Here is a 24,495-nt window from a genome sequence, read left to right on the forward strand (position 1 = left end):
TATATATTAACACAATGGAAAATAACAAAAATGAACCGTTTACTAGTGATGTTTTAGACAATGGACCATTTTATCACGGAACGAAGGCAGATCTACAGATCGGAGATTTGCTGACTGCCGGATTCGGATCCAATTATTATCCTGAAATAATCATGAACCACATCTATTTTACCGCTTTAAGAAATGGCGCCGGACTTGCTGCTGCTTTGGCACAGGGTGATGGTCAGGAGCGCATATACATTGTAGAACCTACAGGAGCTTTTGAAAATGATCCTAATGTAACAGACAAAAAATTCCCTGGAAATCCTACCCGATCTTATCGCAGTAAAGAACCTTTAAAAATTGTAGGCGAATTGACAGACTGGATCAAACTGACAGATGAAGAGCTCCAAAGATGGCGGGAAAATATCGTGAAGATACGAGAGAACCCTAATGCTGAAATTATAAATTAACTCATTAAAATACGATAGCCATTCTGCCTTTTCAGAATGGTTTTTTGTTATATTTACGTTCATTAAAAAGAATCAATGAAGGCAACATTGGGCACGATAATATTGTATGTTAGAAACGTTGAATTACTTAAAAACTTTTATGTTGACAACTTTAACCTGAAAGTGACTGAAGAAGATCCTATCTGGGTATTGCTGAATGCGGGAGCAATCAATATTGGCTTTCATAAAATTGGAGAGCAATTTCTTAAAGAAATAGATGAAGATTACAAGTTCGACAACAACACCAAATTAGTTTTTGAAATCGATCTTGATATAGAATCGACAAGGAGCGAATTTATATCAAAAAATATTCTGATGCGGGAAATCAAAACATTTGAGAATTATGATTTCTGGTTATGTGATGGAACAGATCCTGAAGGAAATGTCTTTCAGCTAAAGAGTAGAAAACAATAATAAAGGCTTATTCTATTCTGGAACTATTTGACCTTCGCTTTTAATACCTTGGTCAACTCCTGAATAGCTCCGGCTTTGTCTTTTTTGATTTTTTTCCCCAATTCTTTCCGTGGACAATTAGCATTGTACTTTGCCCCCCAATCCATTATCTCAATGACAATAGGCAGCAGATCAACTCCCTTCTTTGTTAAGCTATATATAAATTTTGACTTGTTAAGTGGTGATACTTCTTTAAGCAAAATTTTCTCAGACTCCAGAATCCCCAGCCTGTTAACAAGTATATTGGATGCAATCCGCTCTTCTGAATTTAAAAATTCACTGTAAGACATTTTACCTCTCAGCATAATATCTCTAATTATTAAAAGTGACCATTTATCTCCGAAAACATCAAGAGAACAACTAATTGGGCAATCCGACCTATGTTTATCCATAAAAAATATCTTATTGCATAATGCAATAACTTTTATATATTTGTACTTGCATAATGCAACAACAAATATAACCACAAAATTTTAATAAAATGGAAAATCAAGCAACAACAAGACAACTTCTTGAAATTTACTACAAAGGTTTTGCTGAAAAAGCAAACTGGGAAAGCATGATAGCCGATGACTTTGAATATATTGGCGGTGATATGAACAACACAACCCCTATCGTTGGAAAGCAAGCCTATATTGAAATCATAAAGCGATTTTCTCAGCGCTTTGAAGCAATGAGCGTAAAGGAAATGATAATTGAGGGGGATAAAGCAAGTGTTATTGGTAACTATGACTTTCAGTTCCCAAATGGTTTTAAAATTAATGGGAATGTCTCAGAAAATTGGACCGTAAAAAATGGCAAACTGCAATCTTTAACCCTTTATTTTGACACCCTGACTTTTATGGCCAATCTGAAACCATAACTTTCGATTATTGGGTGGAACGAAACGGTAGAATTGCTTAGCTTTAGCAAATGACTTAATTTTTTAATGAAGATAATAATTACAATCAGCTGTATAGTTTTGGTGTTGACTTTTATTTACTATCCTGCTTTCGACAGTGTAGGAATATCTTACTTCATTACTTTTTCTTGCTTTGTTGCGCTTTGTTTTTCAATTGCTAAAGTATATGCTCCTGATGATAAAGAGGTTTATGCTTCTGTTGAAAAAGAGGCCGATAGATTAGAGAAGTTTGATGGGGAATTTCAATATATAAATGACGGATTTTACCACAAAAATAAGAACCCATTGGAACTTATCAAGTGGGATGAAATTGTTTCAGTACATTCATTTAGTATTCCAGTTCCGGGTAGTAGCAGACAAACAGGCTTAGAAATAATTACCGATAAAAAACATTATGAATTGAATAGTGAAACCCCAGGAATGAAAAAATTAACCAATGAATTGTCTGATCATCTTCCAGATTGGCACCTCGATGCTCCTACTATTAGAGTCAATAATTATGGACTTGAAAAAACAAAACTGTACGAACGAAAGGATGTCGAAAGAGAAAAATGAAGAATAAGTTTTCATTTTCCAAAGTACCTTTCCTCTCTCTTGCCTTACTACACTCATAAAATCACAATTTCAATTCCTCTTAATTTTTTTGTAGTTTCGTTCTATTGACTCCTGACGAAATAAATCTTTTGTATAAGGTTCAATTAAAAAAACATCCATGAAAAACCTGCAACGGGAAGATATCCAAATTATCAGCCGCCACAGTAATGTGACCGAACAGGGCATTGAAAGAGCCTTAAAAGAAAACGTTTACAATGATAAAGAAACATGGCAAAAATTCTTCCGCCTTTTCCTGATCACTCTCGGTATTGGTTTTACGACAGCAGGGATCATTTTCTTTTTTGCCTATAACTGGGCGGATCTGAATAAATTTGTAAAACTTGGATTGATCGAAGTACTCATTGTAGCAACGACCATTATGGTCTTACTTCCAAAGATAAAAAGTGGAACCAAAAATATTATTCTTACGGGTTCTTCATTTTTGGTAGGGGCTCTATTTGCCGTATTCGGACAGATTTATCAGACAGGTGCCGATGCCTATGACTTCTTTTTAGCCTGGACCTTATTTATAACGCTATGGGTTATTGTTTCCAATTTTGCTCCGTTATGGCTGCTGTATATTGTTTTAATCAACACCACATTTTTTTTATATACAGAGCAGGTTGCCAAAGATCTGCCTGAAATCCTTGTTATTACATCATTGTTTTTGTTTAATACAGCAATACTTATTGCATCCGTTCTATTGGATCACTATAAAAAGATTGAAAATATTCCGAAGTGGTTTACCTACATTCTGGCTTTAGGATCGGTTACCTTCGCGACGATGGGAATTGTTTTTGGAATCTTGGATGATAATCCACCTTTATTTCCCCTTTTGATTTCAGCTGTTATACTGGTTTTTGCCCTTGGAATATGGCACGGAATACGTTCGAAAAATACATTTTATCTTTCAATCATTCCATTGAGCCTTATCATTATCATTACCACCTTATTATTTAAAATATCAGATGAAATGATCATGTTTTTAATTGTCGGCATATTTATCATTGTAAGTGTTACTTTGGTTATTATGAGTCTGCTTAAACTTCAAAAAAAATGGACCAATGAGAAATAAAGAAGAGATAAAAGAAGTATTGGATTATTTCCAAACAATGGATGATAAAGAATTGAAATTTGATGAAGAAGCTATTTTAACCGCATATCAGAAAAAAGAAGATCATCAGTCTTTAGCCATAAAAATCCTATCCATTTTTGGTGGAATTTCAGCAGGTCTTGTTTTTCTGGGAGCGTTGTTTATTACGGGGATATATGATTCAGATTCAGGATTATTAGCATTTGGAGTAGTGGCTATTATTGGAGGTGTCTTCATTAATAAGTTCTTTGATAAATTAATTATTGATACCATCAGTGTCTCGTCTTATATCATTGGGTTTATTCTTTTAGGTGTAGGTATGTTTAAAATGGAAGCGAGCGAAAATACGGTGTGCTTTCTGTTTATTCTGATAGCCATTGCATCATTACTGATCGTTCGGAGTTATATTATTTCCTTTATTTCGGTATTGATCATTAATGGATCTATTTTAGCACTACTCCTATTCAATAACAATTTTTTTGGTATTCAGATGTACACTTGTGTTCTTGCCATCATGGTAACTGTTGTGTTCCTGAAAGAGGCAAAAATAATTTCTATCCATCCAGCATTTTCAAAATTATACAACCCTGTTCGTATAGGACTGATTTTTTCATTCCTTGGAGGATTGGTTCTTCTTAATAAAAGTGACATTCCCGATATATCAATAAACTACCTTTGGATATCATCGGCAGTGATTATCCTGACCATACTATATGCACTTTCCTACCTTTTTGAAGTATTGAATATTTCACAAACGAAACAAAAGGCTGGAATATATATTGTAAGCACGGTCATATTGCTATCTACCCTATTATCTCCAGGGGTATCGGGTGCTCTTTTAATTATTCTTCTAAGTTTTCTGGTCAACTATAAAACCAGTTTTGTTATTGGCATTATTGCCTTCATTTGCTTTATTTCACAATATTATTACGACCTTCATTTTACACTGCTTACCAAATCTATATTTTTATTTTCGTCAGGTGTTTTATTTCTGGGTCTTTATCTATTAACTCACAAAAAACTGACATCAAATGAAAAAGTATAAATGGATTATTATAGCACTAAACCTCATCGTCTTACTGATCTATTTTAATTTTTCAGTATCTAAAAAGGAAGCCGTCCTAAAAGACGGAAAGTTGGTTCTTTTACAGCTTGCTCCGGTTGATCCCCGTTCTTTAATGCAGGGTGATTACATGAGTTTAAGGTATCATATAGCACAAAATATAAATCTGGATCATATTCCTAAAAGAGGATATTGCGTTGTTCGTCTTGATAAGAATGGAGTCGCAGATAGAGTAAGGCTTCAAAAAGAGACAACACCACTGAATAATGGTGAATATCTTATTAAATATTCTTCACCTGAACAGTGGACCATCAATATTGGAGCAGAATCTTTCTTTTTCCAGGAAGGACAAGCCGAAAAATATGAAAATGCCAAATATGGTGGTGTGAAAATCGATGAAAATGGCAACAGCGTGTTAGTGGGACTTTATAACGGGCAACTAAAAAACATAAAATAAAAACGTTATCACACAAGATTACAAAATATATGATCTGACTACAGATCAAGAAACCTACTTAAACTTTTAATTTCCAGCATTTATATAACATCATGAAAAAGGCACTTGAATTTCTTAAAAAAATCAATGAAAATAACAATCGCGAATGGTTTAGTGAACATAAGCATGAATATGATTTAGTTGTAAAAGAAAACAAAGTCTTTTTTAATGAGATCTATAGTGAGCTACAGCAGTATGATAATTTAAAAGGCATCCATATTTTCAGGATTTACAGAGACGTTCGTTTTTCTAAAGATCAATCTACGCCTTATAAAACTAATTTCGGAGTTGGATATTCCCGTTCAAAACCTATGTTAAGAGGCGGGTATTATATTAACCTGGAACCCAATAACAGCTTCGTGGGAGGTGGATTCTGGGGTCCTGAGGCTAAAGATCTCCTCCGTATCCGCAAAGAATTTGAACTCAATACAACAGAAATTGAAAAGATAATGTCTGATGAAACTTTTATAAAATATTTCGGAGAAATCAAAGGTGATGCCGTAAAAACGGATCCAAGAGGTTTTGATAAAAATCATCCTGCCATTGATCTCATCAGAAAAAAGCAATATGTTGTGATGCGAAAATTCACGGATAAGGAGATTCTGTCTGGTGATTTCCAGAAAGAAGCCATTCTGACCTTATTAGCCATGCGGCCTTTTTTTAATTATATGAGTGAAGTTCTTACAGTGGATTTAAACGGAGAACCTTTATTTTAAAAGTCAGCTCACCTGTTATCAAAGCCTTCCTGTTTTTAGAAAGTCTTTTTTGTTATATTTACTCTCATTTAAAATTCTAATATAACCAGCATGAAAAAAATTTTAGCCCTTTTTGTGATTTTATCTATACTTTCCTGTGAAAGCGAAAAGGAAAAAAAAGAAAGAATTTTTAAAGAATTCCAAAAGGAGGCAAAAGAATTGAAAAAAAATCAGATTGACTTCTTTCTTAATGCAAAGCCCAAATATTTTTCGGCTAAAACAATTAATGGAAGTGTTTTTAATTCACAAAATTATAAGGGTAAAAATCTGGTCATTTTTGTTTACGATAAATCTTATCTAAAAAAGAGTGCATCTTATGATATGCCAGAAGAGTTTAATGCGCTGTATAAAGAATTTAAAAACGAGGCCAATTTTATTGGTATTGTAGAAGGATTTATAGAAAATGAAAAAGAACTAAAAGATTATCTGAGCCAGTCAGATATTTTGTTTGAACAGATTGACAATACCAAGTCATATAGTAAATCCGAAAAATTAAACTACAACCTGTTTTGCAGTCCGGCAAAAATACTCATCGACACCAATGGAAAGGTGATCCATTCTTCTTGTGGTGGTGGAAACAATTCAGAAATCGAACGAAAGCTGGACAGCATAAGATCTGCTGTAAAATAATTAATTTTATCTTTAAAAATGAAAAAAGTAATATTAGATCTGGCGACTACTTTAGACGGATTCATCGAGGGACCGAACGGTGAAATCGATTGGTGTATTATGGATGATGATATGGATTTCGATGGTTTTCTTTCAAGTATAGATACTATTTTTTACGGGAGAGTGAGTTATGATGCCTGGGGAAATTATCAGGCTGGTGAAAATGCAACTCCAGAAGAACAGAAACTCTGGGAGGCCGTTCATTCTAAAAATAAATTTGTGTTTTCCAGTCAGGACAGAGAAGACAAAAATGCCATTTTTATTAATACGGATATTGAAACAAAAGTTTCAGAGATAAAAAATCAAGGCGGAAAAGATATTTGGCTGTATGGTGGTGCCAGTCTTATTAAAACTTTTATTCAGCATAATTTGATTGATGTCTACAGAATATCTGTTCATCCTATTGTCTTAGGAAGTGGGAAACCTTTATTTGAAGATCTGAACGAAAGATTACATTTAAAACTCATGACAACCAATGTCTTCAAATCCGGAGTAGTACAGCTTATTTATGAACCTGTAAAATAAAATGTATGCAAAATAACGACAGAGTTTATAATATGTCTTTTGCAGGAGTTTATCCTCACTATATTCAAAAAGCAGAAAAAAAAGGACGTACAAAAGAAGAAGTTCATGAAATTATTTTCTGGCTGACTGGTTATAATGAAAAAGATCTTCAGGAAATACTAAATAACAAAACCAACTTTAGAGATTTCTTTGAACAGGCTCCTCAGATAAACCCTAATGTTTCCTTAATAAAAGGCGTTATTTGTGGCTATCGCGTTGAAGAAATTGAAGATGAGCTGATGAGAAAAATTCGTTATCTGGATAAGTTAATTGATGAATTGGCGAAGGGAAAATCCATGGATAAAATTCTGAGACGATAAAATATTTTTAAATTTCTAAATAATTTTTCTCCATCTTTTGTCCAATTTCGAAAACTCGATTGTCATTAGAGTATAAACCCATAAAATTATACATAATGAAAATCACAGTAATTGGCGGTACCGGCCTTATCGGTAGCAAACTTGTTAGTAGTCTTAAAAATTTAGGTCATGAAGTTTTAGCGGCATCTCCCAATTCAGGAGTCAATACCTTAACAGGAGAAGGCCTTGACAAAGCTTTGGAAAATGTAGATGTCGTGGTAGACGTTGCCAACTCTCCTTCTTTTGCAGACGATGATGTCATGAAATTCTTCAAAACATCAGGTGAAAACTTAATTGCAGCAGAAAAAAAAGCAGGTGTAAAGCATCACATCGCTTTATCGGTAGTAGGGACAGACCGTCTACAGGAAAGTGGATATTTCAGAGCAAAACAGGTTCAGGAAGATCTTATTAAAGAGTCTGGAATTCCTTACACGATCGTTCACTCTACTCAATTTTTCGAATTTGTTGGTGGTATCGTTCATTCCAGTACAGTTGATCACAAGATTTTAGTTTCTCCAGCATTAATCCAGCCTATCGCTTCAGATGATGTGGTAAAATCAATGACTGAAGTTACCATTAATCCTCCTAAAAATAATACCGTAGAAATCGGAGGTCCTGAAAAAATAAAACTGGATGATTTGGTAAGAAAATACACATCGATCATGAAGAATCAGGATGAAGTAGTAACAAATCCGGAGGCTACTTATTTCGGAGCTCCATTAAATGACAGCACTTTAGTGCCCAATAACGATGCAAAATTAGGAAGTATCCGTTATGAAGAATGGATTTCAAATCCTGAAAATCAGAGATAAGATCCAAGCAGGATTTTTTATTATTAAATTTATAAAGTAAAATACATTTTATTTAAAATTACAACATCATGAATGAGTTTTTAATCGCCATACACCGGGATATTATTAATAAAGACGCAAGTCCTTCACCAGAGCAAATGCAGGCTTCTATTCAACCTTTTCAAGACTGGTTAGGAAGTATTGCCGCTCAGAATAAACTCGTTTCTCCACCCAAAAGATGGGACCTTGGCGGAAGAGTGGTAAAAAACGACACTGTTATTAATGGACCTTATGCAGAAATCAAAGAATCTATTGGCGGGATGTTCATCATCAGAGCTAATGATTATGATGAAGCGGTAGAAATAGCAAAAGGCTGTCCTATCCTTCAATGGGGAGCCAGTGTAGAAGTTAGGATGGCAATTCCACCAGCGCAATAAATTATTAAAATTTAATGCAGGAACATTCATTAATACCCAATTTATTCAGAACAGAGTACCGGAAAATTGTTTCGGTGCTCTGTTCTGTATTTGGTATCAATCATATTGAAATTGCAGAGGATATTGTAAGTGACACTTTTCTTACTGCTACTGAAACCTGGAGTATTAATGGGATTCCGGAAAACCCTACTGCCTGGCTTTATACTGTTGCCAAAAACAAAACCAAGAACTATTTCAAAAGAGATGCTTTGTTTCAACAAAAAATCTCAGATGAAATCAAATATTCAACTTCTGATCAGGAAGAATTTGAAATAGATCTTTCCGATAAAAATATTATTGACAGTCAGTTGGCGATGATGTTTACAGTCTGTAATCCTTCTATTTCAAAAGATTCTCAAATTTCATTAGCCTTAAACTTACTTTGTGGATTCGGAACCCAGGAAATTGCCGATGCTTTTCTGGTTAATAAAGAAGTGATCTATAAAAGATTGAAACGGGCAAAAGAGAAACTAAAAGCCCAGGGAATAAAAATTGAACAACCTTCAGTTGTTCAGATTCATTCAAGCCTGGAAACAGTTCTTACGACTTTATATTTATTATTTTCAGAAGGCTACTATTCAACATCACAAAATGCTATTCTAAGAAAAGACCTCTGTCTTGAAGCGATAAGGTTAACATTATTACTTCTTAAAAACAAGCTTACCAATACTCCATCTACTCACGCATTATTATCTCTCATGTATTTTCATTCCTCAAGATTCAATGCGAGGATTAATGATAAGGGTGAAAGTATTTTATACGGGGAACAGGATGACACTTTATGGGATCTGGAATTGATTAATAAAGGGATTAAACACCTGAACCAAAGTGCTTCAGGAAATTCTTTAACCAAATTTCATTTGGAAGCAGCCATCGCCTATTGGCACACAAAGAAACAGGATCAAGATGAAAAATGGGAAAATATTCTGCAATTATACAATCAGCTTTTACAGGTTGAATATTCTCCAATGGCTGCTCTCAACCGAACTTTTGCCTTTGCAAAGGTGAGAGGAAAAGCTGCGGCAATTATTGAGGGCGAAAAGCTGGAACTCATTGACAATCCTTTTTATTATTCCCTTTTAGGACATCTTTATACCGGTATTGATGATTTAAAAGCGATACAACATTTTGAATCGGCCATAAAACTTTCTAATTCGCAATCCGTTATGAAAACCCTGAAAAGGTATATTGATACTTTGAAAAGAAAATAACGTCATCTAATAGATATTTGTTCTCTTAAGTAGTTTTGAAAACCCATTATTTGATTTTTAACGCATACGCTCTTTGAATATATTCTAAAATACTATACATTTGCATTTATAATTAAATGAATATTCATTTAATTATAAATAACTGATAATAAAATAAATATGCGTAACCGGGATTCTACCAAAGAAAATATGATTAAGCAAAAGGCTATTGAAATCATTGTAAAAGATGGATTGGATGGTTTTACGATCAACAAATTGGCGAAAGCATGCAATATATCTGTAGGTACCCCTTACGTATATTATAAAGATAAAGATGACCTCATCGTTAAACTGGTTATTGAGGAAGGAAATAAAATGGAAACACTGATCAATGAAGGATTTGATCCGGCTTCTTCTCTTGAAGAAGGACTGCGTGTACAGTGGACGAATAGATATCATTATGCCATCAAAAATCCCCTACTCCTTCCTTTCTTTGAGCAGATCAACAATTCTCATTACAGCCAGCAATTTGTTCAAATGTTTAATGAAAAACCAGGGATGTTTATGAGCGAATTCAAAAACAATCTCTTAAATTTTATCTCCAATACGGTGCAACGGGGAGAAATAGAAGAAACGCCATTTGAAATTTACTGGTCAATTGCTTTTGCTCCATTATATACCTTATTACGTTTTCATCAACAGGGAAAGAACATCAACGGATTACCTTTTGTTTTAACCGATGAAATAATATGGTCAACTTTCAACAAGGTTTGCAAAGCATTAAAAAATTAATAAAAGAATCATAATTCAATACGCACAATGACACATTCATTTTTAATGATCGGACAATCCAATATGGCAGGTCGGGGGTTCATGAAAGACGTTCCTTCTATTCATGACGAAAAGATAAAAATGTTAAGAAACGGAAGATGGCAGATGATGGCGGAACCTATTAATTTTGACCGATCTACTTCAGGAATCAGTCTGGCAGCTACTTTTGCTTCTTCATGGCGATTATTTCATAATCAGGAAGATGATATTGCATTAATTCCATGCGCCGATGGAGGTACAAGCCTGGAAGATTGGTCTGTAGAAGGTCCGTTATTTCAAAATGCAGTTTCTCAGGCAAAAGCTGCACAAAAAATAAGTAACCTGAGTGGAATTCTCTGGCATCAGGGAGAAAGTGATAGCTATGGACAAAAACATCAGCTCTATAAAGAAAAATTAAGTCTGATTATAGAAACCCTGAGAAAAGAACTTAATGCTCCGGATATCCCTCTGATCATTGGAGGATTGGGAGATTTTTTACGAGACGGTATCTATGGTCAGTATTTTAATGAATATAATGAAATCAATGCAGCTTTAATTCAATTCGCAGAAGATCATGATCACACCTACTTTGTATCTGCAGAAGGTTTAACAGCCAATCCCGATAACATTCATTTTGATGCTATTTCTCAAAGAAAATTTGGAATCAGGTATTTTAGAGCTTTCGAGCAAAAAAATCATATTCTGGGAAGATTACCAGATGAAGATCAAATTATAGAAATGATCAATAACCGTCCACTGACGAAAAATGAAAAGCATGAATTGCTCCAATTTCAATTAGCAATGGGAGCTATAGAGGTTGAGGAATTTCAATCCCAATTAGCAAAACTTGCTTGATCAATAGATCTTACTAATCATAAGAAATAATAAAATCCGCTCTTTTTTCAGATCGGGTTTTATTTTATACAAACTCAATTCATATTTTATTTATTTTTATTTTGAAATAATATCAAAAACAACATCAAAAAATAAAATAATTATGAGCTTAAAAACATTAGTCACTAAAAGTGTTCAGTACAACAATTGGGTCGTTAATAAATACATTGACTGGCTTTCTACCAAATCGGATGAACAGCTTAATCAGGAAACGATCTCAAGCTTTCCAACCATTTTAAAAACATTACATCACATCTGGCAAACTCAGCAATACTGGTGGAGTCACATTGCTGAAAACGGTGATTTTGATTTTGCTAAAACTTCAGCAGTAAATACTAAGGAAGAAATTTTCAGTGCCATTAAAAACAATTCCGAAATGCTGGTGAAGTATGTGGAAAGCCTGTCAGAAGAAGATTTAACCAAAAATGTAAAAATAGAATCTCAGTGGTTTCAGTGTGATTTCTCCAAATATGAATACATCCAGCATGCCATCATTCATGGAACTTATCACAGGGGACAAATCGTAACCATGGGGAGAAATGTCGGAATTACAGATGCACCGATGACCGACTACAATTTCTGGAATATTTATAAAGATCAGTAATAAGTGAAATTATTTATTCCAATAAAGACTAACTTCAAACTAACCATTCTAAAATTTAGGATGGTTTTTTATTTTCTGAACAAATTAAAAAGTACACAAAAGAGTAATTGATTCATAATCATGGGCAGGGTAAATTTGGTATATAAATTAATAAAACAAACGACCATGAAAACACTATTTAAAACATTTTTTATCTTGCTAGTCTCCATTAATCTTATTCAGGCCCAAGATCCACCAAGAAGTTGTGAGCATTCAGTAAGTTTATTCGATGCCATTATAAAAGGAAAGATAACGAGCCAGGTTCGTACAGCACATCAGTATTATATGAACAGTTCAGATCCAAATGCAGGAAGCACCTACGAAGAAAGAACTGCTAATTTACAGAAGGAAATAGCCAAAACATTTCAGGCTTTTATGAAAGTCCGCAGAGAGGAATACAGAAAAACTATTTGTCATTACTACAAAACAGATTGGAATAAACCAGGCAACAGCAGCTATAGAACGCTAACCGTCCAACCCGGTTTCTATCTCTTGGTCAATACCCTGAAGCGCACAACAAATGGCGACTGGAAAGGAGGCCCAATATGGCAGCCCGATTCAACTGCTCCCACTTCAATTAGATGGAAAACCGGTGGGCACAGGAGAAGTGAAACTTTTGTAGATATCCAGGCCATGTACGGGGAAAGTTACATAAAAACAACGATTGTTAATGAATTAAACCTGGTACGAAAAGAACTTAATGATCTTGGTATACCCACTGAAATTCCCCCATTCCTCGAAGAATAAACCGTTGAACTTTAACTCTGGAGAATTATCTCAATAAGAATTTCACTAATATCAATATAAAACTGTTCTGATTTTCAGGACAGTTTTTCATTAAGCACCAATCAAATATGTATATTTGAATATAATATACATCACTATCTGTCCCCGCACAAAATGAAAAAAAACCTACTCCTTACTTTCACTTTTATATATACTCTTTATTTCTCCCAGAATAAAATTTCGCTTTCTCACGCGTCCCAGTATGATGATTTTATTGAGATCGGAATAGAAATAGACAAACCAGTCAGTAAATTTGATTTAATTGATCTGGATACCTTAATTATCAGTGATACTAAGAACAATATCCTAAAAGAGAATTGGGAATATCCGCTAAATTACAACTATAACAATGGCATCACCAAAGTAAGACGTTTTTACATCCCGGATAAAAAAATTAAAACCGCTGATATAAAGGGTGTATTTAACTATTTTACACCTTCTAAGGAAACCAATACTTACTTTGATTTGGGTACCCTTAAAGATATCAAGCGAAATGTAAATCTCATTGATAGGAAAATTACAGATAAAAATCCATACCTCCATTTCAGTATTGTTGATTCCACAGAGATCAAAAAAGTTTTTCCTGATTTCGAATATAAAGAGGGTGATGAGAAAGAATACAAAAAAATTAATTTCAAAGATTTTGATTTTATATATGCCTACAGATATAATAATAAACAAAAATTAGTTTATTTCTTTAATGATAATCCTGCCCCCGGATACCACACCTTCACCATGAGAGATAAGAAGACAAGAATTAATTATATTCTAATCAAATTAAAACGTGATATCACTCCTTCCGAACTGGGTAATGTCAGAATTGAACTGATGATAGAAAATGAAAAGTCAGTGAGAAAAATACCTTTTGAATTGAAAAACGTAGTTATTGAGAAGAAATAGACATTGAGATAATTAAGTTTGAAATTTGGCAATTAAAGTATAGATTATTTCAAAAATACATGACCCATATTAGAAAAAAAATTCCCAAATTTATATTCTTAGAAAATAATACAACCATTTTACTTATACCAATGGAAAAATACGCAACATCTTCGGACGGTCAGAAAATTCATTACAGAGAATCAGGTAAAGGAAATATTTCAATTATTTTTGTCCATGGATGGTTGGGCAATGTGGATTGGTGGATCACTCAAGTAGATTATTTGAAGAATCAATTCAATATCATACAAATTGACCTGGCCGGACATGGAAAGTCAGACAAATCAAGGCAAAACTGGACGAGTGAACAGTATGCTGATGATATCAAAGCAGTAGCCGATCAGATCGATTCACAAGATATTATTCTTGTAGGGCATTCGATGTCGGGTGCATATGTTCTTGATGCTTCTTTGAAAATTCCTGCAGTAAAAGCACTTATTTTAGTGGATACGCTGAAAGATCTTGATGAATACTTTAATGAGGAGATGGCCGAAGAATTTTTATTTGTACACTATCGAAATGATTATAAGAACGCAGTTGAAAATATTCTTCCGCAATATCTTTTTGTTGAATCGACTCCAGGTACAGTAAAGGATAGATTACAAACGGAGTTTCTACAAAACACGCCAGAGATGGCTATCAATCTTCTTAAACCATTATACAAAAGGGACTTCAGAAACGTTGCAAAACAAATTCAGATTCCTGTAAGGGCTATTAATTCTGATGGATCACCAACCAATACAGAGTCGAACAGAAAGTATTTTAAAGATTTTGATTATATAAATATGGCAGGGGTTGGTCACTACCCTATGCTTGAAAAGCCGGATGAGTTTAATATAATCCTTGAGGATGTCATAAAGCACCTGATTTAAAAACGTCCGTTTCAATAAAACCAAATAAACCGTTCCAATTCTTAGAGCGGTTTTTATTTTTAAATCTATTCTAAATTCTTTAAGGTACATTGATAAAAAGCATGAAAAATATTTTCTCCATTTCAAAAACTTCCCGAAATTAGCAGTCTGTGCGTTAAATACAAAATCAATGAACTAAAGAACAATTAAACAAACATACAGTAAAACTTAGTATAAGTTTTCTTCGGGGCAGGGTGTAATTCCCTACCGGCGGTTACAGTCCGCGACTCCTTTTTTATTAAAGGACTGATTTGGTGAAATTCCAAAACCGACAGTTAAAGTCTGGATGGGAGAAGAAAATGAAACGATCAATAAGGCTACCTTATGGACTTATTGTGTTGTATTTCATTTCCATGTACCGAAGTGTATTTTAACTTTTTAAAGTAAAATAACATGGAAAAATTATTAGAAAAATTCGGAGTTTCCTCCAGAGAACGTGTAGAAAATGCACTTTTAAAATTACAACAAGGTAAAGGAATCCTTTTAGTAGACGATGAAAATCGTGAAAACGAAGGCGACATTATCTTTCCTGCCTCCACCATTACAGAACAGGATATGGCACTTTTGATCCGCGAATGCAGCGGCATCGTTTGCTTGTGTATTTCTGAAGAGAAAAGCAAACATCTAAATCTCCGTCCGATGGTGGAAGCCAACAACAGTAAAAATCAAACCGCATTTACCATTTCTATTGAAGCTAAAGAAGGTGTTGAATCCGGCGTTTCAGCAAAAGACCGTGTGACAACGATCAGAACTGCTGTGGCAGAAAATGCTTTAGCAGATCACATTGCAAGTCCGGGGCATGTCTTTCCTTTAATTGCTAAAAAAGATGGTGTTTTCGAAAGAAGAGGTCACACTGAAGGCAGTGTAGATTTAGTAAAAATGGCTAACCTTGGTGACGATGCTGTACTTTGTGAACTCACTAACGAAGATGGTTCTATGGCCAGACTTCCGGAAATTGTAGAGTTTGCGACAAAAAGAGAAATGAGTGTGGTGACCATTGAGGATATTTATTCATATCGTAAAATGATGATCAGCCAGAACTAAACCAGAATAATTTAACGCACAGAAAATCTCCCACGACTTTGTCATGGGAGATTTTTATTGTAAATAGAATGATCATTAGAAAGTCGCTGCAGGAGCGGTTGAATTATTCAGTTTTTTCTCAAGATCCGTTTTCTTACCCCTAGAAAAATCATAGCTTAATCCCAGAACAAACATCGATTTATTGTTCATGATCTGACCAACCTTTGAATAGTTAACCAAACTTTCAGGAAGGCTTTTTGTTTTATATTCCGAAGGCATTCCTATCCAGTACATTCCCGTAGAAAATGTCCAGTCTTTATGTTTATAACTGACAAAAATGTGATTCTGGTTTTCGTTTGAATTAAGAAACGCTCCACTAAGCATATAAACAGGAATATTCAACTGATACTGTATTGAGAATGACTTATACTCTGAAGACAGCTCCAGGTTATTGGCTATATAATTGTTTTTGATCAATGCTCCTTTGCTGGTTCTTACCGTTTCTGATGAAGGAGCAACCATCGCTTTGATCACGAGAAGGTTGTTTCCAAAAGGTTTATAGGAACCCGTAAGCTGTATCCCATACTGTTTCGAATTTTTTGCATTCTCATAGGTAAGAGCATAACCTCCAAAAGTGTCATCTAATACATAAAACTGATTAATGGTACGGCGCGTATCCGAATAAAATAAATTGGCATTGAAATCAAAATGCTTATTATTTAATGAATAAATCAGGTTATTTCCCCATGTCAACTGTGATTTAAGAAATGGATTTCCTTTTTGCACAATATTGGGTGCCATCTGAACGACATTACTACTTAATGCAGCACTCCATGGACTTCTTGGTTTATAACTACTGGTCAAACGCAGACTCTGATTTCCTTTCAGCTGATATCCTAAAATGATTTTAGGTGTAACAGACCACTCATCAAATGTAGTTTCGGCACTTTTATTATGAATATTGGTAAGCCCTGCTCCGATTCGATATGAGAATTTTTTAATCTTACCTGAAAATTCTGTATAAAAATACTGTTCTAAATAATTCACCTTATACTGTGAGAAACCTGCAAGGTTTTGGAGATCATTCGAGATTGATGTGTTGGAAATACGATAACCTGAAGAAAGTTTTCCTGCTTCAAAGTCATGCGTGTGGGCAATTTCTCCAACCAAACCGGTTTGTTTAGTGTTAAGGTTCATATCATTGTCAAAAACAGGATTCCCAGTATTAGTAACCCATTCTTTTGTAAATTCGGATGTATCGGTTGTAAAGTGGGAACCTACAAGATTCACACTTAATTCATCTTTTTTACTCAGGTTTTTGGAGAAATAAAGATCAAGCGTTGGGGTCACATAATCTGTAGAACCTCTTTTCATCATCGTATGATCCTCCATTAAATTATCTTTTGAAAAAGAACTTTCTCCATTGCCTTTAACGAAACTATTAAGAATATCCATATTCAATTTTGCCTGAAATGAATAATTATCGGGAACCATGCGGGTGTATCTCAAAGCAATATTTTGATCGGTATATCCAAAATGATCTTTTTTATTTTCATCTGAAAGATAATGAGTATTATCCAGCTGGTAGTCGTAGATACTATGTACTTTTCTGTTATTATAATCTCTTAAATTAATAGAATATTCTAACCCGAAGTTATTTTTACCTTTGGTAAAATTGGCATAGGCTGATCCGTTCACAAACCCGGTATTCAAGGCTGTTCTGGCATCGGCTCCAAAAACATATCCCGTCTCGTTAGACCGGGTAATGATATTAATCACCGTATCTGCTCTTGTTGCCCATCTTGCTGGTGGAATATCATAGTATTCTACTTTTACCACTTCACTTGGTGCCACACTTCGGATCTGCATATCCGTGGCCTCAATTCCATTGATGAGAAATAAAGAGGTTCCACCTTTGGTGCTTTTAAGCTTATTTTCAATAGGGTCGAGTTGCAGCTCCGGTAATGTCTGCAGGAGATCTTTTGCATAGCGGGCTTTGTCTAAAGCATCTTTATCAAAGGTATAAACAGCCTTATCGGCAAATTGTTTTTTACGCTGAGATTTAATAATTACCTCCTGGATTTCGGCGGTTTTCGTTTTATCGATAGTATCATTTGTTACGGCCTCTTGCGAAAACACAAAAACCCCACAAAGAAAAAACACAGCACCTATGGTCTTTTTCATATCAGAATTGGAATAATATAAATAGAACAAGCAGGATCAGAAATTCATTACATAGTAATCGAATCCTAACTTCTATTAAAAGCTTATAAAACTTAAAATGAAGAGCTTATTTTTACTCAATTTTGCTTTTTGATTAATTCTTGCCCGTTTTTTGCTTCAACTTTTACGAACACCATCGCCTAATATTTAATGAAAATTTAAAGTCATGAAAAAAGGTCTTTTACTCTTCTTTTCTTTCCTTATTTTGAAAGTTTATGGCCAGGAAATCAGTGAATCTCCGTCGAACAAAATGAACATTATTAAAACCAATGTAACTGCATACGCCGTCAGAAATATTAATTTATCTTATGAAAGAGCTATTAATCAATGGTTTTCTATTAATGTTGGATTTGGGACAATGCCTGAAGGAAAAGTTCCTTTCATTAATGCATTTCTAAAAGACAAAGATGAAGACCGTTTCCAAAATCTGCGAGTTAAGGCTACCAATTTCACCGTAGAGCCTCGTTTCTATCTCGGAGCAGGCTACGGAAAAGGCTTTTATGTTGCTCCTTATTACAGATATTCTAAAGTAAGTTCCAATACTTTTGATTTCTATTATGATTTTAAACCTTTTAATGGAGTTACTTATCAGATTCCATTGCAAGGAACCGGAAGTACTAACGGTAACAGTGGTGGATTGATGGTTGGGGTTCAGTTTTTTCTCACCCGAAGCCAGAATTTAGTTTTAGATCTCTGGATTGCCGGAGCACACTACGGCAGTGGAAAAGGTGACTTTAGCCTTAGCAGTGATTTTTTACTTACCCCTGAAATGCAGCAGCAGCTTAAAAAAGAGATCGAAAACCTTGATATTCCTTTCGTAAAATATACCGTTGAAACCAATGCCAACGGAGCTAGAATAAAAGTGGATGGGCCTTGGGCTGGTTTTAGAAGTGGACTATCTTTGGGATATCGGTTCTAACAATATGAAAATGACCCCCTAAGAAACCATTCTCATTTTTTAGAATGGTTTTTTTATATCTTTAAGCCCGCAATAATGTATTTTGATTAATATTTTCACATGAAAATCCTTATCATCGAAGACCATAAAGATCTGGCTACCAACATTACAGACTATCTTAAAAAAGAAGATTACGTCTGTGAAGTGGCTACCAATGCAAAAGAAGCTTTAGAAAAAATTGAGCTTTTTGAGTATGATTGTATCCTTTTGGATCTTATGCTTCCCGACGGAAATGGATTGGAAATTCTTAAACATATTAAAAATGATGCGCCGGAATCAAGTGTTATCATTGTTTCAGCAAAAAACTCCTTAGATACAAAACTTACAGGCTTGGATGATGGAGCTGACGATTATATTACAAAACCATTCTCACTACCTGAATTACATTCCCGAATAAAGGCCGTTCTCAGAAGAAAAACCCCGGAAGCCCATCGTATTCTCAGTTTCAATGAATTTACAATCGACCTGGAATCCAAGGAATGTAGAGTCAATGACCAATTGCTGAATCTGACAAAAAAAGAACTAAATCTACTGATCTACTTCATCAACAACCAAAACAGGATGCTTTCCAAGCAAGCCATTGCCAGCCACCTTTGGGGAGATTACACCTATAGTGTTGATAATATAGACTTTGTATATCAGCATTTAAAGAACCTTCGGAAAAAGATTATTGATGGTGGTGGTAAAGATTATTTACAGACCGTTTATGGATTGGGTTATAAATGGATTGACAAATGAATTTAAGTTTTCGTTTTGCAAGAGCATTTACCATCTTGGTATTTTTCGTCCTTACGACGGGATTTACAATTCTATATTTTGCCTTTGAAAGAGCTACTATGCGTTCTGCCATTCTAAAGCTTGAAGATCTGAATGTTTATGTCGCCAAAAAACTGGAGCAAGACTCTGCTTATGATTATCTTAATTCTCACCATCGGCAGACTCAGGTTAAAATCCTTCCCGCAAATTATAAGAATACCAAAGAAAAGATTATTGAAGAAAAATACATCTGGAATAAGAGCGTACAATCTTATATCAACAAAATTACGGTGATCACCTATCCAGTAATTCATCAAAAAAGATATGCAATAACAAGTGTCCGATATATTACCATCATAGAAAATCATTTCCTCATAAGCATCATTATGGTTGTTGCATGGATTATGGTCTTTCTTATTATTCTGACCATTATTGTAGGAGTTCTGGTTTCTAAAAAAATTCTTGAACCTTTTTACCATGCTATAGATGAGATCAAAAAGTTCAGTCTGAAAGACAATCGTTCTATGAGCTTAATGAAAACACAGACGGAAGAATTTAAATCACTAAATACCTTTCTACTTAAAATGTCTGAGAGTTCAAAAAAAGATTATCACTTATTAGAGGAACTTTCAGAAAATACTTCTCATGAATTACAAACCCCTTTGGCCTCTATTAAAGGGAAGATAGAATTATTGATGGATAGTGATCTTTCCGAAAAACAACTCCTTACGCTTTCTTCAATGAATGATGAGCTGGATAGACTTTCTTCCATTAATCAATCCCTTATTCTTTTAGCCAAGCTGGAGCATTTTGAAAAAAATGATTCACATCATATTAATTTTTCAGAACTGCTTACTGAAAGGCTTTATTATTTTGAAGACTTATTCGAAATTCAGAATCTTACACTGAAGAAAGAAATCCAGAAAGAAGTTTATCTTAATTTTGATGAAAACTTAGCCATCATCGTTATCAATAATCTCATCAATAATGCTAAAAGACACAATATTGAAAATGGAAAGATCGCTGTAACACTTACAGAAAGCTATTTTCAGATTTCAAATACAGGAAATCCGCCTACTATTCCTACTGAAGAATTGTTCAAAAGATTCAAGCGTGGAAATCCAGATCAAAACTCGATTGGTATCGGTCTAGCGCTCGTGAAGAAGATTTTGGAGATTTATGATTCTGAAATCTCTTATCATTTTGAAAACAATCAGCACATATTAAAAGTCAATTTCACAAAATAAACGACTGAATTTCAAAAACATAACAACAAATATTGAATTTTGATTAAAACTTCAGAAATTCTTCAGAATTTATCTATTGTTTAGGTGCAAATAAAGCATCAATGAAAAAACTTCTCATTATTTTAGGTTTAGCTGCTATACAATATACCTATAGCCAGGATACTCTTAAAGTCGATAAGAACCCTGAAGAAATTGTGCCTGAAAAAGATCCTTTGGATATCGGCGAGCTTAAAATCAATCTGAATTCAAAAGGAGACAAATGGCTGAAATTTGGTATTTCGAGTCAGATTTGGCTACGTAGTATTGATAATAACCCTGGAACTTTAGTGAATGGGGTTCCTCAAGAACAAACCTATGATGCCGGAATCCGAAGAATGAGATTAACGATTCAAAGTCAACTGACACCGTTTTATTCTATCTTTTTACAAATGGGAATCAACAATCAGTCTTTTATTTCGGGAGGTGGAACGGGTACTGGAAATAATGGTGCCGGAAAAAAAGCCCCATTCTTTTTTCACGATGCTTATAATGAATTGGCCATTATTCCGAGAAATGATTTTCAGACTGGAAAGCCCAATAAAAACAATTTGTATCTGGGAGCAGGACTTCACTCATGGAATGGTGTCAGCAGATTAACCAATGCAAGTACTACGAAAATGCTGGCTGGTGATATTCCGGTTTTTAATTTTCCTGCTATAGAAATTGCCGATCAGTTTTCAAGACAATTTGGTATTTTCGTTCATGGAGAATTTGATAGATTAAATTATAGATTTAGTGTGAACAAACCTTTTGCAACTAATTTAAAACCTGCTATTGGAGGACCTGCTGTAGATAATAATCAAAGTGGGAAATTGTCTTATTCAGGATATGTATTTTATCAGTTTTTTAATAAAGAAACTACCGTAACCTCTTTTCTTCCCGGAAATAATCTTGCAGCTAAAAAAGTATTAAACTTTGGAGCAGGCTTTTATACCACTAAGGATGCCACTCAATCTCAACCTTCAGAAAATGTTTTTGAATCTCATGATGCCAATGTTTTTGGCGCAGATGTTTATTCAGAACTTCCATTAGGAAATAAGAATAAGGAAATGGGATTAACCTTATATTCTGTTTATTATAATTACAACTACGGTCCGAATTATTTAAGGGTAAGCGGGCTTCTGAATCCAGGTACTCCAGATCCACAATTTACAGGACAAAAGGCATTAGAAGGAGCAGGAAATAACAGAGTTTTGATGGGAACAGGAAATATCTGGTTTTCCCAAGTGGGTTTTGTTCTTCCTAAATTCAGTAAGATCCTGAAAGTACAGCCCTTCTTTAACTATGCATTGAAAGATATGAAAGCGCTTAACCAAAGCGGAAGCTATTATGATGTGGGTGCCAATTTCTATTTATATGGTCAGAATGCAAGAATAGTTGCGCAATACAGCAGCAGACCACTATATGATCTGACATCGAAAACAATTTTTGACAGAAAAGGAGAATTCTTATTGTCTTTGCAAATTATACTTTAAAAAATTTAATATATTACCCCTATGAATACGACTCAAATTACAACCGCCCAAAGGATCAAAGCCATCGTTGGTGGTTCCATTGGAAATCTTGTAGAATGGTATGATTGGTATGCCTATGCAGCCTTTGCCATTTATTTTTCCAATTCATTTTTCCCGGATTCGGATCTTAATGCTCAACTGATGAATACTGCAGGGATATTTGCAGTAGGATTTCTAATGCGTCCTATTGGAGGATGGCTTTTTGGAAGTATTGCTGATAAGATCGGAAGAAAAAAAGCAATGACCCTTTCCGTTTTACTGATGTCATTTGGTTCTTTGCTTATTGCCCTTACCCCGACCTATGAAACCATAGGTATTTTGGCACCCATCTTACTTTTAATTGCTAGATTATTGCAAGGGTTAAGTGTAGGTGGAGAATATGGAGTTTCAGCAACGTACCTCAGTGAGATGGCCACCGAAGACAGACGGGGCTTTTATTCAAGCTTTCAATACGTAACGCTTATTGGTGGTCAGCTGATTGCACTGGGAATTCAGTTGGTTTTACAAAAATTGCTTTTAACGGAGGCACAGTTGGAAGATTGGGGTTGGAGGATACCTTTTATCATCGGAGCAGCCCTATCGATTATCGCTTTATATTTACGGGCTAACCTTCATGAAACGGAAGCTTTTGAAAATAAAAAGGAAGTAAGCGATAAGAAAAAAGGAACTATTACTGAGCTTCTTAAACATCCCAAAGCTCTTCTTACTGTTGTAGGGTTAACTTTAGGAGGAACATTAGCTTTCTATACCTACACTACCTATATGCAGAAATTCCTTGTGAATACCGTTCATCTCACAAAAGAACAATCTACACTGATCTCTTTTATCTCCTTATTTATTTTCGCATGCCTCCAACCGGTTTTTGGTGGCTTATCAGACAGGATTGGAAGAAGACCATTGCTTTTAGGATTTGGAATTCTAGGAACCCTTTGTACTGTACCCCTGCTTACTGCCTTGAGTACAACAACTTCCATGTGGGGTGCATTCTTTTTAATTATGATCGCTTTAATTATAGTAAGTGGTTATACTTCGATTAATGCTGTAGTAAAGGCAGAACTTTTCCCATCCGAAGTACGGGCACTTGGCGTTGGTCTACCTTACGCTTTAACAGTCGCTATTTTTGGAGGAACGGCAGAATATATTGCTCTTTGGCTTAAACAATCTAATATGGAGTCTTACTTTTATTGGTATATCACAGCGTGTATATTCTTTTCATTGGTCGTATATGCCCGAATGAAAGACACCAAAGAAACATCAACATTAAATAAGGATTAAATACATATCCCATTAATAAGACGCGCCACAGAAATTCTGTGGCGCGTCTTTTATTTTTATTTTAGCTATAAGCTTGTCTGAATTTGACGATAAGATCATCTAAATTGTGACGCTGCACATAGATTGTTTTCACCTCCTCATATTTGGGAGACTTATAAAATACTTCATGAAAGTCCATGCTTCCATTTCCTACTTTTACTACTTTTTGTACTTCGATATTCAATTTTCTCAATTCGTCTTTTAGAACTTGAAATTCGTCTTGTATATTGTTCATCATATTTTTGGATTTAATTAAAAAAACGGCTACTTTATTTACAACACCCCCACTATCTTCATGGGGCAATTATAAATTCTTACTAAATTTAGTGAATTTTCTAATACAAACACTAGGTTTCACTAAAATTTTATTAATTCCTATACGATGCAAAAACTATACCTATTATTATAGGGATTACATAATATTTTTAAAAAAACCGAAGTTAACTTACAGGAAATGAGGACTAACAACCAAAACCTGACTTTACTTCATTAAATGTGATTTTAAAATTTCCAGAATCCAAGGGCATTTCCAAGCATTTCACA

Annotated in this window: 29 protein-coding genes and 1 riboswitch; of the genes, 26 read left to right on the forward strand and 3 right to left on the reverse strand. The window is 34.5% G+C overall.

Going from position 1 to position 24,495, the window contains the following annotated elements; genetic code table 11:
- Nucleotides 1–14: 14 nt before the first annotated feature.
- Together arr and NG806_RS12510 are read left to right on the forward strand one after the other, a co-directional pair.
- A complete protein-coding gene (gene arr / locus NG806_RS12505) occupies nt 15–452 on the forward strand; it encodes an NAD(+)--rifampin ADP-ribosyltransferase (protein ID WP_261509898.1) in 438 nt (145 codons plus the stop codon).
- 75 nt (nt 453–527) lie between these two features.
- Nucleotides 528–905: a VOC family protein gene (locus tag NG806_RS12510; protein ID WP_261509899.1), complete on the forward strand. Its 378-nt coding sequence runs from the start codon at nt 528–530 to the stop codon at nt 903–905.
- Nucleotides 906–928: 23 nt separating this feature from the next.
- On the opposite strand, the gene NG806_RS12515 is transcribed toward NG806_RS12510, so the two are convergent.
- The gene (locus NG806_RS12515; RefSeq protein WP_261509900.1) at nt 929–1,336 is read right to left on the reverse strand and encodes a winged helix-turn-helix transcriptional regulator; all 408 of its coding nucleotides are present in this window, start codon (nt 1,334–1,336) and stop codon (nt 929–931) included.
- A gap of 89 nt (nt 1,337–1,425) precedes the next feature.
- Between NG806_RS12515 and NG806_RS12520 the strand changes: the two genes are divergently transcribed.
- From NG806_RS12520 to ribB, 19 genes are all read left to right on the forward strand, one after another.
- Complete coding sequence (locus NG806_RS12520; RefSeq protein ID WP_261509901.1) at nt 1,426–1,806, forward strand: nuclear transport factor 2 family protein; 381 nt, start codon at nt 1,426–1,428, stop codon at nt 1,804–1,806.
- 66 nt (nt 1,807–1,872) lie between these two features.
- Complete coding sequence (locus NG806_RS12525) at nt 1,873–2,400, forward strand: hypothetical protein (protein WP_261509902.1); 528 nt, start codon at nt 1,873–1,875, stop codon at nt 2,398–2,400.
- 157 nt (nt 2,401–2,557) lie between these two features.
- On the forward strand, nt 2,558–3,514 hold the full coding sequence (locus tag NG806_RS12530) for a DUF2157 domain-containing protein (protein WP_261509904.1): 957 nt from the start codon (nt 2,558–2,560) through the stop codon (nt 3,512–3,514).
- The gene (locus tag NG806_RS12535; RefSeq protein WP_261509905.1) at nt 3,504–4,577 is read left to right on the forward strand and encodes a DUF4401 domain-containing protein; all 1,074 of its coding nucleotides are present in this window, start codon (nt 3,504–3,506) and stop codon (nt 4,575–4,577) included. The genes NG806_RS12530 and NG806_RS12535 overlap by 11 nt, the downstream gene beginning before the upstream one ends.
- Nucleotides 4,564–5,052 (forward strand): GDYXXLXY domain-containing protein, encoded by a 489-nt coding sequence (locus NG806_RS12540; RefSeq protein WP_261509906.1) that lies wholly within the window; start codon nt 4,564–4,566, stop codon nt 5,050–5,052. Before NG806_RS12535 ends, NG806_RS12540 begins: the two co-directional genes overlap by 14 nt.
- A 92-nt stretch (nt 5,053–5,144) precedes the next feature.
- Nucleotides 5,145–5,807 carry a DUF2461 domain-containing protein gene (locus tag NG806_RS12545; RefSeq protein ID WP_261509907.1) on the forward strand — a complete coding sequence of 221 codons (663 nt, stop codon included), beginning with the start codon at nt 5,145–5,147 and terminating at the stop codon, nt 5,805–5,807.
- 90 nt (nt 5,808–5,897) lie between these two features.
- Entirely contained in the window at nt 5,898–6,476 is a 579-nt protein-coding gene (locus tag NG806_RS12550) for a peroxiredoxin family protein (RefSeq protein ID WP_261509908.1), read from the forward strand.
- A gap of 18 nt (nt 6,477–6,494) precedes the next feature.
- On the forward strand, nt 6,495–7,040 hold the full coding sequence (locus tag NG806_RS12555) for a dihydrofolate reductase family protein (RefSeq protein WP_261509909.1): 546 nt from the start codon (nt 6,495–6,497) through the stop codon (nt 7,038–7,040).
- A gap of 5 nt (nt 7,041–7,045) precedes the next feature.
- Nucleotides 7,046–7,399, forward strand: coding sequence for a DUF2200 domain-containing protein (locus tag NG806_RS12560; protein ID WP_261509910.1), 354 nt, complete (start codon nt 7,046–7,048; stop codon nt 7,397–7,399).
- 95 nt (nt 7,400–7,494) lie between these two features.
- Nucleotides 7,495–8,250 (forward strand): SDR family oxidoreductase, encoded by a 756-nt coding sequence (locus NG806_RS12565; protein ID WP_214827966.1) that lies wholly within the window; start codon nt 7,495–7,497, stop codon nt 8,248–8,250.
- Between the two features lie 68 nt (nt 8,251–8,318).
- Nucleotides 8,319–8,666, forward strand: coding sequence for a YciI family protein (locus NG806_RS12570; RefSeq protein ID WP_214827964.1), 348 nt, complete (start codon nt 8,319–8,321; stop codon nt 8,664–8,666).
- A 14-nt stretch (nt 8,667–8,680) separates the two neighbouring features.
- The gene (locus NG806_RS12575; RefSeq protein WP_261509911.1) at nt 8,681–9,916 is read left to right on the forward strand and encodes an RNA polymerase sigma factor; all 1,236 of its coding nucleotides are present in this window, start codon (nt 8,681–8,683) and stop codon (nt 9,914–9,916) included.
- A gap of 189 nt (nt 9,917–10,105) precedes the next feature.
- Nucleotides 10,106–10,687 (forward strand): TetR/AcrR family transcriptional regulator, encoded by a 582-nt coding sequence (locus NG806_RS12580; protein ID WP_261509912.1) that lies wholly within the window; start codon nt 10,106–10,108, stop codon nt 10,685–10,687.
- Between the two features lie 27 nt (nt 10,688–10,714).
- Complete coding sequence (locus NG806_RS12585) at nt 10,715–11,560, forward strand: sialate O-acetylesterase (protein ID WP_261509913.1); 846 nt, start codon at nt 10,715–10,717, stop codon at nt 11,558–11,560.
- Nucleotides 11,561–11,702: 142 nt separating this feature from the next.
- Nucleotides 11,703–12,203 (forward strand): DinB family protein, encoded by a 501-nt coding sequence (locus NG806_RS12590; RefSeq protein WP_261509914.1) that lies wholly within the window; start codon nt 11,703–11,705, stop codon nt 12,201–12,203.
- Nucleotides 12,204–12,368: 165 nt separating this feature from the next.
- Complete coding sequence (locus NG806_RS12595) at nt 12,369–12,989, forward strand: hypothetical protein (protein WP_214827952.1); 621 nt, start codon at nt 12,369–12,371, stop codon at nt 12,987–12,989.
- 153 nt (nt 12,990–13,142) lie between these two features.
- The gene (locus tag NG806_RS12600; RefSeq protein WP_261509915.1) at nt 13,143–13,928 is read left to right on the forward strand and encodes a hypothetical protein; all 786 of its coding nucleotides are present in this window, start codon (nt 13,143–13,145) and stop codon (nt 13,926–13,928) included.
- A gap of 131 nt (nt 13,929–14,059) precedes the next feature.
- Nucleotides 14,060–14,839, forward strand: coding sequence for an alpha/beta fold hydrolase (locus tag NG806_RS12605; RefSeq protein ID WP_261509916.1), 780 nt, complete (start codon nt 14,060–14,062; stop codon nt 14,837–14,839).
- Between the two features lie 215 nt (nt 14,840–15,054).
- Nucleotides 15,055–15,180: riboswitch (FMN riboswitch) on the forward strand.
- Nucleotides 15,181–15,271: 91 nt separating this feature from the next.
- A complete protein-coding gene (ribB, locus tag NG806_RS12610) occupies nt 15,272–15,922 on the forward strand; it encodes a 3,4-dihydroxy-2-butanone-4-phosphate synthase (protein ID WP_214827945.1) in 651 nt (216 codons plus the stop codon).
- 75 nt (nt 15,923–15,997) lie between these two features.
- On the opposite strand, the gene NG806_RS12615 is transcribed toward ribB, so the two are convergent.
- On the reverse strand, nt 15,998–18,085 hold the full coding sequence (locus tag NG806_RS12615; RefSeq protein ID WP_261509917.1) for an outer membrane beta-barrel protein: 2,088 nt from the start codon (nt 18,083–18,085) through the stop codon (nt 15,998–16,000).
- 205 nt (nt 18,086–18,290) lie between these two features.
- Here NG806_RS12615 and NG806_RS12620 point away from each other — a divergent pair, with 205 nt between their 5' ends.
- The 5 genes from NG806_RS12620 (at nt 18,291) to NG806_RS12640 (ending at nt 23,913) form a co-directional block, all read left to right on the forward strand.
- Complete coding sequence (locus NG806_RS12620) at nt 18,291–19,043, forward strand: DUF3575 domain-containing protein (protein ID WP_261509918.1); 753 nt, start codon at nt 18,291–18,293, stop codon at nt 19,041–19,043.
- Between the two features lie 99 nt (nt 19,044–19,142).
- Nucleotides 19,143–19,820: a response regulator transcription factor gene (locus NG806_RS12625; protein ID WP_214827935.1), complete on the forward strand. Its 678-nt coding sequence runs from the start codon at nt 19,143–19,145 to the stop codon at nt 19,818–19,820.
- Nucleotides 19,817–21,085: a sensor histidine kinase gene (locus NG806_RS12630; protein ID WP_261509919.1), complete on the forward strand. Its 1,269-nt coding sequence runs from the start codon at nt 19,817–19,819 to the stop codon at nt 21,083–21,085. The genes NG806_RS12625 and NG806_RS12630 overlap by 4 nt, the downstream gene beginning before the upstream one ends.
- Nucleotides 21,086–21,186: 101 nt before the next feature.
- On the forward strand, nt 21,187–22,599 hold the full coding sequence (locus NG806_RS12635) for a porin (RefSeq protein WP_261509920.1): 1,413 nt from the start codon (nt 21,187–21,189) through the stop codon (nt 22,597–22,599).
- A 21-nt stretch (nt 22,600–22,620) separates the two neighbouring features.
- Nucleotides 22,621–23,913: an MFS transporter gene (locus NG806_RS12640; protein ID WP_214827926.1), complete on the forward strand. Its 1,293-nt coding sequence runs from the start codon at nt 22,621–22,623 to the stop codon at nt 23,911–23,913.
- 61 nt (nt 23,914–23,974) lie between these two features.
- Here the strand turns inward: NG806_RS12640 and NG806_RS12645 are convergent, their stop codons facing one another.
- A complete protein-coding gene (locus NG806_RS12645) occupies nt 23,975–24,190 on the reverse strand; it encodes a hypothetical protein (protein WP_251040529.1) in 216 nt (71 codons plus the stop codon).
- Nucleotides 24,191–24,495 lie beyond the last annotated feature (305 nt).

It is taken from the genome of Chryseobacterium paludis (assembly GCF_025403485.1).
Taxonomy (GTDB): domain Bacteria; phylum Bacteroidota; class Bacteroidia; order Flavobacteriales; family Weeksellaceae; genus Chryseobacterium; species Chryseobacterium paludis.